Annotated in this window: 20 protein-coding genes; 19 read left to right on the top strand and 1 reads right to left on the bottom strand. The window is 65.2% G+C overall.

Annotated elements, in window-relative coordinates; all coding sequences use genetic code 11:
• Positions 1-4: 4 nt before the first annotated feature.
• Complete coding sequence (locus AC3WPZ_RS05055) at positions 5-787, bottom strand: DeoR/GlpR family DNA-binding transcription regulator (protein WP_382153716.1); 783 nt, start codon at positions 785-787, stop codon at positions 5-7.
• Positions 788-952: 165 nt separating this feature from the next.
• Between AC3WPZ_RS05055 and AC3WPZ_RS05060 the strand changes: the two genes are divergently transcribed.
• From AC3WPZ_RS05060 to infA, 19 genes are all read left to right on the top strand, one after another.
• Entirely contained in the window at positions 953-2029 is a 1077-nt protein-coding gene (locus AC3WPZ_RS05060; protein ID WP_382322113.1) for an ABC transporter ATP-binding protein, read from the top strand.
• Positions 2029-3105 carry an ABC transporter ATP-binding protein gene (locus AC3WPZ_RS05065; RefSeq protein ID WP_382322112.1) on the top strand — a complete coding sequence of 359 codons (1077 nt, stop codon included), beginning with the start codon at positions 2029-2031 and terminating at the stop codon, positions 3103-3105. Before AC3WPZ_RS05060 ends, AC3WPZ_RS05065 begins: the two co-directional genes overlap by 1 nt.
• On the top strand, positions 3102-3995 hold the full coding sequence (locus AC3WPZ_RS05070) for a carbohydrate ABC transporter permease (RefSeq protein WP_382153722.1): 894 nt from the start codon (positions 3102-3104) through the stop codon (positions 3993-3995). Before AC3WPZ_RS05065 ends, AC3WPZ_RS05070 begins: the two co-directional genes overlap by 4 nt.
• Positions 3988-4800 carry a carbohydrate ABC transporter permease gene (locus tag AC3WPZ_RS05075; RefSeq protein ID WP_492438456.1) on the top strand — a complete coding sequence of 271 codons (813 nt, stop codon included), beginning with the start codon at positions 3988-3990 and terminating at the stop codon, positions 4798-4800. Before AC3WPZ_RS05070 ends, AC3WPZ_RS05075 begins: the two co-directional genes overlap by 8 nt.
• 11 nt (positions 4801-4811) lie before the next feature.
• Positions 4812-5120: a DUF2160 domain-containing protein gene (locus AC3WPZ_RS05080; RefSeq protein WP_382322110.1), complete on the top strand. Its 309-nt coding sequence runs from the start codon at positions 4812-4814 to the stop codon at positions 5118-5120.
• Positions 5121-5212: 92 nt separating this feature from the next.
• Entirely contained in the window at positions 5213-6946 is a 1734-nt protein-coding gene (locus AC3WPZ_RS05085; RefSeq protein ID WP_382153730.1) for an ABC transporter substrate-binding protein, read from the top strand.
• A gap of 69 nt (positions 6947-7015) precedes the next feature.
• Entirely contained in the window at positions 7016-8632 is a 1617-nt protein-coding gene (locus AC3WPZ_RS05090) for a glycerol-3-phosphate dehydrogenase/oxidase (RefSeq protein ID WP_492438458.1), read from the top strand.
• Between the two features lie 150 nt (positions 8633-8782).
• Entirely contained in the window at positions 8783-9151 is a 369-nt protein-coding gene (gene rplN, locus AC3WPZ_RS05095; RefSeq protein WP_009514936.1) for a 50S ribosomal protein L14, read from the top strand.
• Positions 9152-9160: 9 nt separating this feature from the next.
• On the top strand, positions 9161-9481 hold the full coding sequence (gene rplX / locus AC3WPZ_RS05100) for a 50S ribosomal protein L24 (RefSeq protein ID WP_066267894.1): 321 nt from the start codon (positions 9161-9163) through the stop codon (positions 9479-9481).
• 2 nt (positions 9482-9483) lie between these two features.
• The gene (rplE, locus tag AC3WPZ_RS05105) at positions 9484-10023 is read left to right on the top strand and encodes a 50S ribosomal protein L5 (protein ID WP_297396180.1); all 540 of its coding nucleotides are present in this window, start codon (positions 9484-9486) and stop codon (positions 10021-10023) included.
• A gap of 8 nt (positions 10024-10031) precedes the next feature.
• Positions 10032-10337, top strand: a complete 306-nt coding sequence (gene rpsN / locus AC3WPZ_RS05110; RefSeq protein ID WP_382153736.1) for a 30S ribosomal protein S14 — start codon at positions 10032-10034, stop codon at positions 10335-10337.
• 18 nt (positions 10338-10355) lie between these two features.
• Positions 10356-10751 (top strand): 30S ribosomal protein S8, encoded by a 396-nt coding sequence (gene rpsH / locus AC3WPZ_RS05115; protein ID WP_382153739.1) that lies wholly within the window; start codon positions 10356-10358, stop codon positions 10749-10751.
• Positions 10752-10773: 22 nt separating this feature from the next.
• Complete coding sequence (gene rplF / locus AC3WPZ_RS05120) at positions 10774-11307, top strand: 50S ribosomal protein L6 (protein WP_382325751.1); 534 nt, start codon at positions 10774-10776, stop codon at positions 11305-11307.
• Between the two features lie 11 nt (positions 11308-11318).
• Positions 11319-11684 (top strand): 50S ribosomal protein L18, encoded by a 366-nt coding sequence (gene rplR, locus AC3WPZ_RS05125; protein ID WP_382153742.1) that lies wholly within the window; start codon positions 11319-11321, stop codon positions 11682-11684.
• An 18-nt stretch (positions 11685-11702) separates the two neighbouring features.
• On the top strand, positions 11703-12221 hold the full coding sequence (gene rpsE / locus AC3WPZ_RS05130) for a 30S ribosomal protein S5 (protein ID WP_159589444.1): 519 nt from the start codon (positions 11703-11705) through the stop codon (positions 12219-12221).
• A gap of 11 nt (positions 12222-12232) precedes the next feature.
• Positions 12233-12415: a 50S ribosomal protein L30 gene (gene rpmD, locus AC3WPZ_RS05135; RefSeq protein WP_159589446.1), complete on the top strand. Its 183-nt coding sequence runs from the start codon at positions 12233-12235 to the stop codon at positions 12413-12415.
• Between the two features lie 14 nt (positions 12416-12429).
• The gene (gene rplO, locus AC3WPZ_RS05140) at positions 12430-12864 is read left to right on the top strand and encodes a 50S ribosomal protein L15 (RefSeq protein ID WP_137917291.1); all 435 of its coding nucleotides are present in this window, start codon (positions 12430-12432) and stop codon (positions 12862-12864) included.
• 23 nt (positions 12865-12887) lie between these two features.
• Entirely contained in the window at positions 12888-14201 is a 1314-nt protein-coding gene (secY, locus tag AC3WPZ_RS05145; RefSeq protein WP_297396159.1) for a preprotein translocase subunit SecY, read from the top strand.
• A 9-nt stretch (positions 14202-14210) separates the two neighbouring features.
• Positions 14211-14429 carry a translation initiation factor IF-1 gene (gene infA / locus AC3WPZ_RS05150; protein ID WP_086118896.1) on the top strand — a complete coding sequence of 73 codons (219 nt, stop codon included), beginning with the start codon at positions 14211-14213 and terminating at the stop codon, positions 14427-14429.
• Positions 14430-14434 lie beyond the last annotated feature (5 nt).

A 14434-nucleotide genomic window follows, 5' to 3' on the forward strand; every position in this document is an offset into this window, starting at 1 on the left:
TTGGTCAGGCGTTGTCGGTGCCGATGCCGGCGCGCACGCATTCGACGTTGGCCTGGGCGAGCAGCTCGTCGAACGGTGGCGGCGGCGCCACGTCGGTGAAGACCACGTCGATGTCGTCCAGCCGCGCGAGCTCGACCATGGCGGGGCGGTTGAACTTGCTGTGGTCGGCGGCCAGCCAGACCTCGCGCGACTGCTCGACGATGGCGCGCGCCACCTTCACCTCGCGGTAGTCGAAGTCGCGCAGCGTGCCATCGGCCTCGATGCCGCTGATGCCGATCAGGCCGATGTCGACCCGGAACTGGCGCATGAAGTCCACCGTGGCCTCGCCCACGATGCCCTGATCGGCGCCGCGCACCAGGCCGCCGGCCACGATCACCTCGCAGTCGGGGTTGGTGCTCATGAGCGAGGCGATGTGCAGGTTGTTGGTGATCACGCGCAGGCCGCGGTGGTGCTGCAGCTCGCGCGCCACGGCCTCGATGGTGGTGCCGATGTTCATGATCAGCGAGCAGCCGTTGGGCACGCGCCGGGCCACGGCGCGGGCGATGCGCGTCTTGGCGTCCGCCTGCATGGCCTGGCGCTGGCGGTAGGCGATGTTCTCGGTGGTCGAACCCGGTTGCCGCACCCCGCCGTGAAAACGCGACAGCAGGCCGGCCTCGGCCAGGCGCTGCACGTCGCGGCGCACGGTCTGCAGCGTGACGCCGAAGCGCTCGGCCAGGGCTTCGATGGTCTGGGGACCGTGGGCGCGCACTTCGTCGAGCAGCTGGGTGTGGCGGGGGTTGAGGTTCATCGGGGCGGGCGGTCGTGGGTGAAAAGGCCACCCGAACATAACGGAATTCTTTTGGGCCCTCCTCAGGGTAAGTACCGAATAAAAAGGAACATAAACGAACAACATAATCGGCAAAACGAATCGCCACCTGCTTTCGGGTGTGCGCTTTTTCACACTGGGACTCGAATGCAGCTGTCACTGGAGCACGTGGGCAAGACCGTCGGGCCAACGGCCCACCTCTATCCCCTGAGCCTGAACCTGGCCCCGCGGGAGGTGACGGTGTTGCTGGGCGCGACCCAGGCCGGCAAGACCAGCCTGATGCGCGTGATGGCCGGGCTGGACACGGCCACCATCGGCCGGGTGCTGGCCGACGGGGTGGACGTGACGCGGGTGCCGGTGCGCCAGCGCAACGTGGCCATGGTCTACCAGCAGTTCGTCAACTACCCCTCCATGACGGTGGCGCAGAACATCGCCTCGCCCATGCGCCTGCGCGGCGAGCGCGGCGTGGACCAGCGCGTGCGCGAGCTGGCCGCGCGCCTGCACATCGAACCCTTCCTCGACCGCCTGCCGGCCGAGCTCTCGGGCGGCCAGCAGCAGCGCGTGGCGCTGGCGCGGGCCCTGGCCAAGCAGGCGCCGCTGATGCTGTTCGACGAACCCCTGGTGAACCTGGACTACAAGCTGCGCGAGGAACTGCGCGAGGAGCTCACCCACCTGTTCGCCACCAGCGACTCCACCGTGGTCTACGCCACCACCGAGCCGGGCGAGGCCCTGCTGCTCGGGGGCCACACGGCGGTGATGGACGCGGGTGAGCTGCTGCAGTACGGCCCCACGGCCGAGGTGTTTCATGCGCCCAGGAGCATTCGCGTGGCGCGCGCCTTCAGCGACCCGCCGATGAACCTGATGGCCGCCGAGGCGGTCGCGGGCGGTGTGCGCGTGGCCGGCGGCGAGGTCTGGCCCCTGGCCTTGCCGGCCGACGCGCCCGCGCGGCTCACGCTCGGCCTGCGCGCCGGTGGCCTGCGGGTGGTGCAGCGGCCCGGCGACGTGGCGGTGCCCGGGCGCGTGGAGCTGGCCGAGATCGCGGGGTCGGACACGTTTGTGCACGTGCACACGGCCGTGGGCGAGCTGGTGGCCCAGCTCACCGGCGTGCATGACTGCCCGCTGGGCGATCCCATCACGCTGTACCTGCGGCCCGATCAGCTGTTCGTCTTCGATGCCGAGGGCCCGCTGGTGCAGGCCCCGGCGCGCGCGGGGAGGGCGGGCTGATGGCACGCATCGAACTCGACCTGGCGCACGCCTACCGGCCCCATCCCAAGGCGGACGAGGATTACGCGCTGCTGCCGCTGCAGATGACTTTCGAGGACGGCGGCGCCTACGCGCTGCTCGGCCCCTCCGGTTGTGGCAAGACCACCATGCTCAACATCATCTCGGGCCTGCTCGCGCCGTCGCAAGGCACGGTGCGCTTCAACGGCGTGGACGTGACGCGCCAGAGCCCGCAGCAACGCAACATCGCCCAGGTGTTCCAGTTCCCGGTGATCTACGACACCATGACCGTGGCGCAGAACCTCGCGTTCCCCTTGCGCAACCGCAAGGTGCCCGAGCCCGAGATCAAAGACCGCGTGGGCCGCATCGCGGAGATGCTGGAGATGAGCCACCAGCTCGACCAGCGCGCGGCCGGCCTGTCCGCCGACCAGAAGCAGAAGATCTCGCTGGGCCGGGGCCTGGTGCGCTCGGACGTGTCGGCCGTGCTGTTCGACGAGCCGTTGACCGTGATCGACCCGCACCTGAAATGGCAGCTGCGGCGCAAGCTCAAGCAGATCCATCACGAACTCAAGCTCACGCTGATCTACGTGACGCACGACCAGGTGGAGGCGCTGACCTTCGCCGACGAGGTAGTGGTGATGACGCGCGGTCGGGCGGTGCAGGTGGGCGCGGCGGCGGCGCTGTTCGAGCGGCCGGCGCACACCTTCGTGGGCCACTTCATCGGCTCGCCCGGCATGAACTTCCTGCCCGCGACCAGCGTGCGCGGCGGTGTGGTGGTGCTGGAGCACCCGCTGGCGCTCACCAACGGCCAGGTGCTGCCCGAAGGGCCGGTCAAGCTTGGCATCCGCCCCGAGTACCTGGCGATCGGCCAAGCGGGCGAGCCCGACACGCTGCCCGCGACGGTGACGCGCGTGCAGGACATCGGCACCTACGTGATGGTGACCTGCGAGGCGGGCGAACACCGCCTCAAGTGCCGGCTGGCGCCCGAAGCCAGCGCGCCCGGGGTGGGCGAGACCGTGCACCTGCGCGTGCTCGGGCGGCATACCTGCTTTTACAAGGACGAGGTGCTGGTGGCATGAGCAATACAACCAAACCCGTGAACCAGAAGGCCTGGTGGCTGGTGCTGCCGGTGATCCTCTGCGTGGCCTTCTCGGCCGTGCTGCCGCTGATGACGGTGGTGAACTACTCGGTGCAGGACGTGCTTTCGCCCGACCGCCGCGTGTTCGTGGGCACCGAATGGTTCGCCGCCGTGATGCGCGATGAAGAGCTGCACCTGGCGCTGTGGCGGCAGATCCAGTTCTCGCTGGCGGTGCTGCTGGTGGAGATCCCGCTGGGCATCGCGCTGGCGCTGTCCATGCCGGCGCAGGGCTGGAAGTCCTCGGCCGTGCTGGTGCTGGTGGCGCTGTCGCTGCTGATCCCGTGGAACGTGGTCGGCACCATCTGGCAGATCTTCGGCCGCGCCGACATCGGCCTCATGGGCTACTTCCTGCAGTGGGCCGGCATGGACTACAGCTACACCGGCAACCCGGTGCACGCCTGGTGGACGGTGCTGATCATGGACGTGTGGCACTGGACACCGCTGGTCGCGCTGCTGGCCTTCGCGGGCCTGCGCAGCATCCCCGACGCCTACTACCAGGCCGCCAGCATCGACGGCGCGAGCAAGTGGGCCGTGTTCCGCTACATCCAGCTGCCCAAGATGCGCGGCGTGCTGATGATCGCGGTGCTGCTGCGCTTCATGGACAGCTTCATGATCTACACCGAGCCCTTCGTGCTCACCGGCGGCGGCCCCGGCAACGCCACCACCTTCCTCTCGCAGTACCTCACCACCAAGGCGGTCGGCCAGTTCGACCTCGGCCCGGCGGCGGCGTTCTCGCTGATCTATTTCCTCATCATCCTGCTGTTCTGCTTCGTGCTCTACAACTGGATGCAGAGCCTGGGCACGTCGGAGAAGGAGCAGGGTCATGGATAAGCGCCGTTTCAGGAAGAGGACGCTCTTCCTCATCGCCTACCTGGTCTTCGCGCTCCTGCCCATCTACTGGATGGTCAACATGAGCTTCAAGACCAACCAGGAAATCCTCTCGTCCTTCACCCTGTGGCCGGCCGAGTTCACCTGGGCCAACTACCGGACCATCTTCACCGACCCGTCCTGGTACTCGGGCTACATCAACAGCCTGATCTACGTCGGCATCAACACCGTGATCTCGCTCACCGTGGCGCTGCCGGCGGCCTACGCGTTCTCGCGCTACCGCTTCCTGGGCGACAAGCACGTGTTCTTCTGGCTGCTCTCCAACCGCATGACGCCGCCGGCCGTGTTCCTGCTGCCCTTCTTCCAGCTCTACACCACGCTGGGCCTGATGGACACGCACATCGCCGTGGCCATGGCGCACCTGCTGTTCAACGTGCCGCTGGCGGTGTGGATCCTGGAAGGCTTCATGAGCGGCATCCCGCGCGAGATCGACGAGACGGCCTACATCGACGGCTACAGCTTCCCGCGCTTCTTCTTCACCATCTTCCTGCCGCTGATCAAGGCCGGCGTGGGGGTGGCGGCGTTCTTCTGCTTCATGTTCAGCTGGGTCGAGCTGCTGCTGGCGCGCACGCTCACCAGCGTGAACGCCAAGCCCATCGTGGCGACGATGACGCGCACCGTGAGCGCCAGCGGCATGGACTGGGCCACGCTGGCCGCGGCCGGCGTGCTCACCATCGTGCCGGGCGCCATCGTCATCTGGTTTGTGCGGCACTACATCGCGAAGGGCTTCGCGATGGGCCGCGTCTGAGGAGCTTCACCATGTTTCAGTGGATGGTCTGGACCACACCCGTGGCCGTGTTCTTCACCTGCATCGCGCTCATGCTCGCCGGCATGACGCTGTGGGAAGTCAAGGCGCCCACCGTCGAGCGCAAGGGCTTCCTGCCCATGGTCACCTCGCGCGGCGACCGCCTGTTCATCGGCCTGCTCGGCGCGGCCTACATCAACCTGGCCTTCATCGGCCTGGCGGGCTGGTTCGCCCAGTGGTTCTCGCTGGAGCAGGAGCCCAGCATCTGGATCGCCTTCGTGCTCTCCATGGGCTGGCTGCTGCTGGTGATGCGCAAGGGCTGAGCGAGCCGGTTTTCTTTGTGGATTCGGCCCAATGCTTCCCCGGGGCCGAGATCTCTCACACACCGGGGAAGCACACCGCTAGAGGAGACGACATGAAATTGCGACACACCACCCTGGCCCTGGCCGCGTTGCTGGCCATGGGTGCCTTGCCCGCGTGGGCCGACGAGGCCGCCGCCAAGAAGTGGATCGACAGCGAGTTCCAGCCCTCCACCCTCACCAAGGCCCAGCAGGCGGCCGAGATGAAGTGGTTCATCGACGCGGCCGCCAAGCTCAAGGCCAAAGGCGTGAAAGAGATTTCGGTGGTGTCCGAGACCATCACCACGCACGAGTACGAGAGCAAGACGCTGGCCAAGGCCTTCGCCGAGATCACCGGCATCACCGTCAAGCACGACCTGATCCAGGAAGGCGACGTGGTCGAGAAGCTGCAGACCTCCATGCAGTCGGGCAAATCGATCTACGACGGCTGGATCAGCGACTCCGACCTGATCGGCACGCACTACCGCTACGGCAAGATGATGAACCTGACCGACTACATGGCCGGCAAGGGCAAGGAGTACACCAATCCCGGTCTGGACATCAAGGACTTCATCGGCACCAGCTTCACCACCGCGCCCGACAAGAAGCTCTACCAGCTGCCCGACCAGCAGTTCGCCAACCTCTACTGGTTCCGCGCCGACCTGTTCGCGCGCCAGGACCTGAAGGACAAGTTCAAGGCCAAGTACGGCTACGACCTGGGTGTGCCGCTGAACTGGAGCGCCTACGAAGACATCGCCGAATTCTTCACCAACGACGTCAAGACCATCGACGGCAAGCCGATCTATGGCCACATGGACTACGGCAAGAAGGACCCGTCGCTGGGCTGGCGCTTCACCGACGCCTGGCTGTCCATGGCCGGCACCGCCGACATCGGCATCCCCAACGGCAAGCCGGTGGACGAATGGGGCATCCGCGCCTCGGCCGATGGCTGCAACCCGCAGGGCGCGAGCGTCTCGCGCGGTGGCGCCACCAACTCGCCGGCCGCCGTGTACGCCCTCACCAAGTACATCGACTGGATGAAGAAGTACGCGCCCAAGGAAGCCACCGGCATGACCTTCGGCGAAGCCGGCCCGGTGCCCGCACAGGGCCAGATCGCGCAGCAGATCTTCTGGTACACCGCCTTCACCGCCGACATGACCAAGCCCGGCCTGCCGGTGGTGAATGCCGACGGCACGCCCAAGTGGCGCATGGCGCCCGGCCCGAACGGCCCCTACTGGAAGCAGGGCATGCAGAACGGCTACCAGGACGTGGGATCCTGGTCGTTCTTCAACGGCCACGACGAGAACAAGACCGCGGCGGCCTGGCTGTACGCGCAGTTCGTGACCGCCAAGACCACCTCGCTGAAGAAGACCATCGTGGGCCTGACCCCGATCCGCGAGAGCGACATCCAGAGCAAGGCCATGACCGACCTCGCGCCCAAGCTGGGCGGCCTGGTCGAGTTCTACCGCAGCCCGGCCCGCGTGGCCTGGACGCCCACCGGCACCAACGTGCCCGACTACCCCAAGCTCGCGCAGCTCTGGTGGCAGAACGTGGCCCAGGCCGTGACCGGCGAGAAGACGCCCCAGGCCGCGATGGACAACCTGGCCGAGCAGATGGACCAGGTCATGAGCCGCCTGGAGCGCGCCGGCATGGAGCGCTGCGCGCCCAAGCTCAACCCCAAGGGCGATCCCAACAAGTACCTGAGCGACAAGGCCGCGCCCTGGAAGAAGCTGGCCAACGAAAAGCCCAAGGGAGAGACCATCGCCTACGACCAGCTGCTCAACGCATGGAAGAATGGCAAGGTCCGCTGATGTGATGCATCGGCTTTTGTAGCAACCGTCCTCCGCGCCGCCTGGGTGCGGAGGACCATCCACCTCCCCATGAAACGCGCAGAACTGCTTGAATCGCTGTCCCGCCATGGCGTGTACGACCTCGCGGTGGTCGGTGGCGGGGCCACCGGCCTGGGGGTGGCGCTCGATGCGGCGCTGCGCGGTTTCTCCGTGGTGCTGCTGGAGTCGCACGACTTCGCCGGTGGCACCTCGTCGCGCTCCACCAAGCTGTTGCACGGCGGTGTGCGTTACCTGGCGCAGGGCAACCTGGCCCTGGTGCGCGAAGCCCTGGCCGAGCGCGCCACGGTGCTGCGCATCGCGCCGCACCTGGCGCAGCCGCTGCCCTTTGTCATGCCGTCCTATCGCTGGTGGCAGACGCCTTTTTACGGCCTCGGCCTCAAGCTGTACGACCTGCTGGCCGGTGGCGCGGGCCTGGGCCGCACCGAATTCCTCAACCGTGCGCAGGCACTGCAGGCCCTGCCCGGCGTCAAGCCTGACGGCCTGCGGGGCGGGGTGAAGTACTGGGACGGCCAGTTCGACGACGCCCGCCTGGCGCTGGCGCTGGCGCGCAGCGCCGAGGCCGCGGGCGCCCGCGTGTTGAACTACGCCGAGGTCACGGCGGTGCGCCAGCTCGCAGGCGCCGATCAACCGATGTCGGTGCTGGACGTGACCGACCGGCGCGGCGGCGGTACCTTCCCCTTGCAGGCCCGCTGCGTGGTCAACGCCACGGGCGTCTGGGTGGACGCCCTGCGCGACCGCACCCAGCCGCCGGTGAACCAGGGTGGCACGCCCTCCCACATGGTCAGCCCCAGCCAGGGGGTGCACGTGGTGGTGGACCGCGATTTCCTGCCCGGCGGCCACGCCCTGCTGGTGCCCAAGACCCGCGATGGCCGGGTGCTGTTCGCCGTGCCCTGGCTCGGCAAGCTGGTGCTGGGCACGACCGACACCCCCCGCCGCGACCTGCCGCGCGAACCGGACGCCTTCGCCGAAGAGCTGGAATTCATCCTCAGCGAAGCCAGCCAGGCGCTGAGCCGGCCGGTGCGCCGCGCGGACATCCGAAGCCTCTGGGTCGGCCTGCGGCCCCTGGTGGCGGCGCCCGAGGCGGCCGAGGGCGGCACCAAGGTGTTGTCGCGCGAACACACCATCGTGGTGGATGCCAATGGCCTGGTCACCGTCACCGGCGGCAAATGGACCACCTACCGCGCCATGGCCGAGGACGTGCTGGAGCGCTGCTTCGCCAGCCGCCTGCTGCCGCACCGCGCCGGTGGCCAGAGCGCCGGCCACGTGCTGCTGGGCGCCGGGGCCACCGCCAGTCCGGTCACGCCGCTGTATGCGCCACCCGGTCTTCACTTATATGGGACCGAAGCCCCGCAGGTGGGGGCCTGCCCGGGGCAGGCGAACCTGCTGGGTGCCGGATTGACCGAGGCCATGGTGCGCTATGCCGCCCGCTTCGAGTACGCCCAGACTGTGGAGGATGTGCTGGCCCGGCGCTGGCGCGTCCTGTTCCTGGATGCCACCGAGGCCGCCCGCCTGGCGCCCGCCGTGGCGGCGATCCTGGCCGACGAGCTGTCCGGCGACCCGGAACTGGCGGCTTTCCAGGCCCTGTGCGCCCGGTATCTGCCGGTTTCTGCATCCCCAGTTGACGCGCCGGCCGCATCCATGCCATAATTCGCGGCTTCGCTTGAAAAGGCGAAGAGCTATCTGCCCACCGAAGGGGGTGAGCCGGGTGCAATGCCCGGCAAGCCTTCAACGACGGGCCCAAGACTGATCACTCCCGGCCGTGGTGGCTGGGGGGATTCAAGTTGGGACTTAAATCAAATGATTCAAACGCAATCTCGACTCGATGTTGCTGACAACACGGGCGCGAAGTCCGTGATGTGCATCAAGGTGCTCGGCGGCTCCAAGCGTCGTTACGCCAGTGTGGGCGACGTCATCAAAGTCAGCATCAAGGAAGCAGCGCCCCGTGGCCGCGTCAAAAAAGGCGAGGTTTACAACGCTGTGGTGGTCCGCACCGCCAAGGGCATCCGTCGTCAGGACGGCGCCCTGATCAAATTCGACGGCAACGCAGCAGTGTTGCTCAACGCCAAGCTGGAGCCCATCGGCACCCGCATCTTCGGACCGGTCACGCGCGAACTGCGCACCGAGAAGTTCATGAAGATCGTGTCGCTGGCGCCCGAGGTTCTCTGAGGACTCATCATGAACAAGATTCGTAGTGGCGATGAAGTCATCGTGATTGCCGGTCGCGACAAGGGCAAGCGCGGCAAGGTGCTGCAGCGCAGCGACGACAGCCGCCTGGTTGTCGAAGGCGTGAACCTCGTCAAGAAGCATGCCAAGCCGAACCCCATGAAGGGCATCACCGGCGGCATCATCGAAAAGACCATGCCCATCCACCAGTCCAACGTCGCCATCTTCAATGGCGCCACCGGCAAGGCGGATCGCGTGGGCATCAAGCTCCTGGCCGACGGCAAGAAAGTGCGCGTCTTCAAGTCCAGCGGCGAAGAAATCAAGGTGGCATGACCATGGCACGTTTGCAAGAAGTTTTCCGCGACACCATCGCCCCGGACCTCATGAAGAAGTTCGGCTACAAGTCGACGATGGAAGTGCCGCGCATCACCAAGATCACGCTCAACATGGGTGTGAGCGAGGCCGTGGCCGACAAGAAGGTCATGGACAACGCCGTCGGCGACCTGACCAAGATCGCTGGCCAGAAGCCGGTCGTGACCAAGGCCCGCAAGGCCATCGCGGGTTTCAAGATCCGTGAACAGCAGGCCATTGGCTGCATGGTCACCCTGCGTGGCGCGCGCATGTACGAATTCCTGGACCGTTTCGTCACCGTGGCGCTGCCCCGCGTGCGCGACTTCCGTGGCATCTCCGGCCGTTCGTTCGACGGCCGCGGCAACTACAACGTCGGCGTCAAGGAACAGATCATTTTCCCTGAGATCGAGTACGACAAGGTCGATGCCTTGCGCGGTCTCAACATCAGCATCACGACGACCGCCAAGAACGACGAAGAGTGCAAGGCTCTTCTGGCCGGTTTCCGTTTCCCGTTCAAGAACTGAGGTGGCGCGTGGCTAAACAAGCACTACTCCAACGTGAACTCAAGCGCGAGAAGCTCGCCGCCAAGTTCGCCAAGAAATACACCGAACTCAAGGCGACGTCCAACGACGCCAAGAAGAGCGAAGAAGAACGCGATGCAGCCCGCCTGGCGCTGCAGAAGCTGCCCCGCAACGCGAACCCGACCCGTCAGCGCAACCGCTGCGAGATCACCGGTCGTCCGCGTGGCACCTTCGCCCACTTCGGCCTGGCCCGTGCCAAGGTCCGTGAAATGGCGTTTGCCGGTGAAATCCCCGGCATCACCAAAGCCAGCTGGTAAGCATTAGGAGAACCACAAATGAGCATGAGTGATCCTATTGCTGACATGTTGACCCGCATCCGCAACGCACAGATGGTCGAGAAGGCCGTTGTGACGATGCCGGCTTCCAAGGTCAAGGCCGCGATCGCCCAGGTCCTGAAGGACGAGGGTTACATCGACGGGTTCCAGGTCAAGAGCACCGACGGCAAGAACGAACTTGAGATCGCTCTCAAGTACTACGCCGGTCGTCCCGTGATCGAGCGCATCGAGCGCGTGAGCCGTCCCGGCCTGCGCGTCTACCGTGGCCGCAACGCCATCCCCCAGGTTCAGAACGGTCTGGGCGTGGCCATCGTCACCACGCCGCAAGGCGTGATGACCGACCGCAAGGCACGCGCTACCGGTGTCGGTGGCGAAGTCCTGTGTTACGTCGCCTGATGCGGGCATTGAGGAGAAATTAATGTCACGTATTGGAAAACTGCCGGTCACCGTCCCAGCCGGGGTGGAAGTCGCCGTCAAGGACAACCAGATCAATGTCAAGGGTGCCCTGGGTGCCCTGGCGCTGACGCTGAACACGCTGGTCAAGGTTGAGAACAAGGCCGGCACGCTGACCTTCGTCCCCGTGGACGAATCGCGCGAAGCCAATGCCATGTCCGGCACCATGCGCCAGCTGGTCAACAACATGGTCAATGGTGTGAGCAAGGGCTTCGAGAAGAAGCTGACGCTGCTGGGCGTGGGCTACAAGGCCCAGGCACAGGGTGCCAAGCTCAACCTGACGGTTGGCTACTCCCACCCCGTGGTGATGGACATGCCCGCCGGCATCAAGGTGGAAACCCCGACGCCGACCGAAATCCTGATCAAGGGTTCCGACCGCCAGCGCGTGGGCCAGATCGCTTCCGAGGTGCGAGCCGTTCGCCCCCCCGAGCCTTACAAGGGCAAGGGCATCCGTTATGCGGATGAAAAGGTCGTGATCAAGGAAACCAAGAAGAAATAAGGACCAGGATCATGTTGACCAAAAAAGAGCAACGTCTCCGCCGCGCCCGCCAAACGCGCATCCGCATTGCGCAACAAGGCGCCGTGCGCCTGAGCGTGAACCGCACCAACCTGCACATCTACGCCAGCGTCATCTCCGACGACGGCGGCCGCGTGCTGGCTGCTGCATCGACCGCCGAAGCCGAAGTGCGTGCCCAGATCGGTGGCGCTGGCAAGGGTGGCAACACCGCTGCCGCTGCCTTGGTGGGCAAGCGCATCGCCGAAAAGGCGAAGGCCGCCGGCATCGAGAAGGTGGCGTTTGACCGTTCCGGTTTTGCTTACCACGGCCGGGTGAAAGCCCTGGCAGACGCGGCTCGTGAAGCCGGTCTGCAGTTCTGATCAAACGGAATACACAAAATGGCTAAATTTACGGCAAACATCAACAAAGAAGCGAACGAAGACGGTCTGCGCGAGAAGATGATCGCGATCAACCGCGTGACCAAGGTGGTCAAGGGCGGTCGCATTCTCGGTTTCGCAGCGCTGACCGTGGTCGGTGATGGCGATGGCCGCGTGGGCATGGGCAAGGGCAAGGCGCGTGAAGTGCCGGTGGCCGTGCAGAAGGCCATGGAACAGGCCCGTCGCAACATGATCAAGGTGTCGCTCAAGAACGGCTCGCTGCACCACAGCGTGCACGGCGAGCACGGCGCTTCCAACGTCATGATGCTGCCGGCTTCCAAGGGTACCGGCATCATCGCTGGCGGCCCGATGCGCGCGGTGTTCGAAGTGTTGGGCATCACCGATGTCGTGGCCAAGAGCCATGGCTCGAGCAACCCCTACAACCTGGTGCGCGCCACGCTGGACGCACTGAAGAATTCGACGACCCCTGCCGACGTGGCTGCCAAGCGTGGCAAGTCCGTCGAAGAGATCCTGGGTTGATTGGAGCGATCATGACCACTCAAAACACCGTCAAGGTTCAACTGGTGCGCAGCCCCATTGGAACCAAGCAATCCCACCGCGACACCGTCCGTGGCCTGGGCCTGCGCAAGCTCAACAGCGTCAGCGAGCTGCAGGACACGCCCGCCGTGCGCGGCATGATCAACAAGATCAGCTACCTGGTCAAAATCGTCTGATCGGAGTCACTGACATGCAACTCAATACCATCAAGCCTTCCGAAGGCGCCAAGCATGCCAAGCGCCGTGTCGGCCGCGGCATCGGTTCGGGCCTGGGCAAAACGGCAGGTCGTGGCCACAAGGGCCAGAAGTCCCGTTCGGGTGGCTACCACAAGGTCGGTTTCGAAGGCGGTCAGATGCCGCTGCAGCGCCGTCTGCCCAAGCGCGGCTTCAAGTCGGCGCAACTGCAGTTCAACGCTGAAGTCACGCTGGCCGACCTCAACGCCCTCGACGTGAGCGAGGTCGATGTGCTCGTGCTCAAGCAGGCTGGCCTGGTGCCTCACCTGGCCAAGCGCGTCAAGGTGATCAAGACCGGCGAGATCACGCGTGCCGTGACCCTCAAGGACATCGCCGCGACCGCGGGTGCCAAGCAGGCCATCGAAGCCGCTGGCGGCTCCCTGGCGGCCTGATCGGACTCGAACGGAAGATTCCTGTGGCAACTGGATCCACGTCCCTGGCCAAAACCGGAAAGTTCGGCGACCTGCGTCGCCGGCTGGTGTTCCTGTTGCTGGCGCTGGTGGTCTACCGCATCGGTGCACACATTCCTGTGCCCGGCATCGACCCCGCGCAACTGGCGCAATTGTTCCAGGGGCAGCAGGGCGGCATTCTGAGCCTGTTCAACATGTTCTCGGGCGGTGCGCTCTCGCGCTTCACCGTGTTCGCGTTGGGGATCATGCCGTACATCTCGGCCTCGATCATCATGCAGCTCATGACCTACGTGGTGCCCACGTTCGAGCAGCTGAAGAAAGAGGGCGAGGCCGGACGCCGCAAGATCACGCAGTACACGCGCTACGGCACGCTGGCCCTGGCCATTTTCCAAGCCATGGGCATTGCCCTGGCCCTGGAAGGTTCGCCTGGTCTGGTGATCGATCCTGGCATGGGCTTTCGCCTGACGGCCGTGGTCAGCCTGGTGGCCGGCACCATGTTCCTGATGTGGCTGGGTGAGCAGATCACCGAGCGTGGTCTGGGCAACGGCATCTCGATCCTGATCTTCGCGGGTATCGCGGCCGGTTTGCCGAGCGCCATTGGTGGTCTGCTGGAGCTGGTGCGCACCGGTGCCATGAACATCCTGGTGTCGATCTTCATCATCGCGCTGGTGATCCTGGTCACCTACTTCGTGGTGTTCGTGGAACGCGGCCAGCGCAAGATCCTGGTGAACTACGCACGCCGTCAGGTGGGCAACAAGGTGTACGGAGGCCAGTCCTCGCACCTGCCGCTCAAGCTGAACATGGCTGGCGTGATTCCGCCGATCTTCGCGTCGTCCATCATCCTGCTGCCCACCACGGTGGTGAGCTGGGTGAGCACCGGTGACTCGACCCGCTGGTTGCGCGACATCGCGGCGGCGCTGTCACCCGGTCAACCGATCTACGTGGCGCTGTACGCCGCGGCCATCGTTTTCTTCTGCTTCTTCTACACCGCACTGGTGTTCAACAGCCGCGAGACGGCCGACAACCTGAAGAAGAGTGGCGCGTTCATTCCAGGCATCCGCCCGGGTGACCAGACCGCCCGCTACATCGACAAAATTTTGTTGAGGCTGACACTGGCTGGCGCTGTGTACATCACCGCCGTGTGTCTGCTGCCCGAGTTCCTGATCCTGAAGTACAACGTGCCGTTCTATTTCGGCGGCACCTCCCTGTTGATCATCGTGGTGGTCACCATGGACTTCATGGCCCAGGTTCAGAATTACATGATGTCGCAGCAATACGAATCGCTGCTCAAGAAGGCCAGTTTCAAAACCTCCCCTTGAACTTCGCTTATGGCCAAGGACGATGTGATCGAGATGCAGGGTGAGGTGATTGAAAACCTCCCCAACGCGACCTTCAGGGTCAAGCTCGAAAACGGTCATGTGGTGCTGGGGCACATCAGCGGCAAGATGCGGATGCATTACATCCGGATCCTGCCGGGGGACAAGGTCAAGGTAGAGCTCACGCCCTACGACCTCACCCGAGCGCGAATCGTGTTCCGCTCGAAGTGAATGGT

The sequence above is a fragment of the Hydrogenophaga sp. FW305-3-2-15-A-LB1 genome (genome assembly GCF_058787875.1).

What these genes read in the sequence shown, in the direction of transcription:
- AC3WPZ_RS05055 (WP_382153716.1), bottom strand. Translation starts at nt 787, where the DNA reads ATGAACCTCAACCCCCGCCACACCCAGCTGCTCGACGAAGTGCGCGCC.
- AC3WPZ_RS05060 (WP_382322113.1), top strand. Translation starts at nt 953, where the DNA reads ATGCAGCTGTCACTGGAGCACGTGGGCAAGACCGTCGGGCCAACGGCC.
- AC3WPZ_RS05065 (WP_382322112.1), top strand. Translation starts at nt 2,029, where the DNA reads ATGGCACGCATCGAACTCGACCTGGCGCACGCCTACCGGCCCCATCCC.
- AC3WPZ_RS05070 (WP_382153722.1), top strand. Translation starts at nt 3,102, where the DNA reads ATGAGCAATACAACCAAACCCGTGAACCAGAAGGCCTGGTGGCTGGTG.
- AC3WPZ_RS05075 (WP_492438456.1), top strand. Translation starts at nt 3,988, where the DNA reads ATGGATAAGCGCCGTTTCAGGAAGAGGACGCTCTTCCTCATCGCCTAC.
- AC3WPZ_RS05080 (WP_382322110.1), top strand. Translation starts at nt 4,812, where the DNA reads ATGTTTCAGTGGATGGTCTGGACCACACCCGTGGCCGTGTTCTTCACC.
- AC3WPZ_RS05085 (WP_382153730.1), top strand. Translation starts at nt 5,213, where the DNA reads ATGAAATTGCGACACACCACCCTGGCCCTGGCCGCGTTGCTGGCCATG.
- AC3WPZ_RS05090 (WP_492438458.1), top strand. Translation starts at nt 7,016, where the DNA reads ATGAAACGCGCAGAACTGCTTGAATCGCTGTCCCGCCATGGCGTGTAC.
- rplN (WP_009514936.1), top strand. Translation starts at nt 8,783, where the DNA reads ATGATTCAAACGCAATCTCGACTCGATGTTGCTGACAACACGGGCGCG.
- rplX (WP_066267894.1), top strand. Translation starts at nt 9,161, where the DNA reads ATGAACAAGATTCGTAGTGGCGATGAAGTCATCGTGATTGCCGGTCGC.
- rplE (WP_297396180.1), top strand. Translation starts at nt 9,484, where the DNA reads ATGGCACGTTTGCAAGAAGTTTTCCGCGACACCATCGCCCCGGACCTC.
- rpsH (WP_382153739.1), top strand. Translation starts at nt 10,356, where the DNA reads ATGAGCATGAGTGATCCTATTGCTGACATGTTGACCCGCATCCGCAAC.
- rplF (WP_382325751.1), top strand. Translation starts at nt 10,774, where the DNA reads ATGTCACGTATTGGAAAACTGCCGGTCACCGTCCCAGCCGGGGTGGAA.
- rplR (WP_382153742.1), top strand. Translation starts at nt 11,319, where the DNA reads ATGTTGACCAAAAAAGAGCAACGTCTCCGCCGCGCCCGCCAAACGCGC.
- rpsE (WP_159589444.1), top strand. Translation starts at nt 11,703, where the DNA reads ATGGCTAAATTTACGGCAAACATCAACAAAGAAGCGAACGAAGACGGT.
- rpmD (WP_159589446.1), top strand. Translation starts at nt 12,233, where the DNA reads ATGACCACTCAAAACACCGTCAAGGTTCAACTGGTGCGCAGCCCCATT.
- rplO (WP_137917291.1), top strand. Translation starts at nt 12,430, where the DNA reads ATGCAACTCAATACCATCAAGCCTTCCGAAGGCGCCAAGCATGCCAAG.
- infA (WP_086118896.1), top strand. Translation starts at nt 14,211, where the DNA reads ATGGCCAAGGACGATGTGATCGAGATGCAGGGTGAGGTGATTGAAAAC.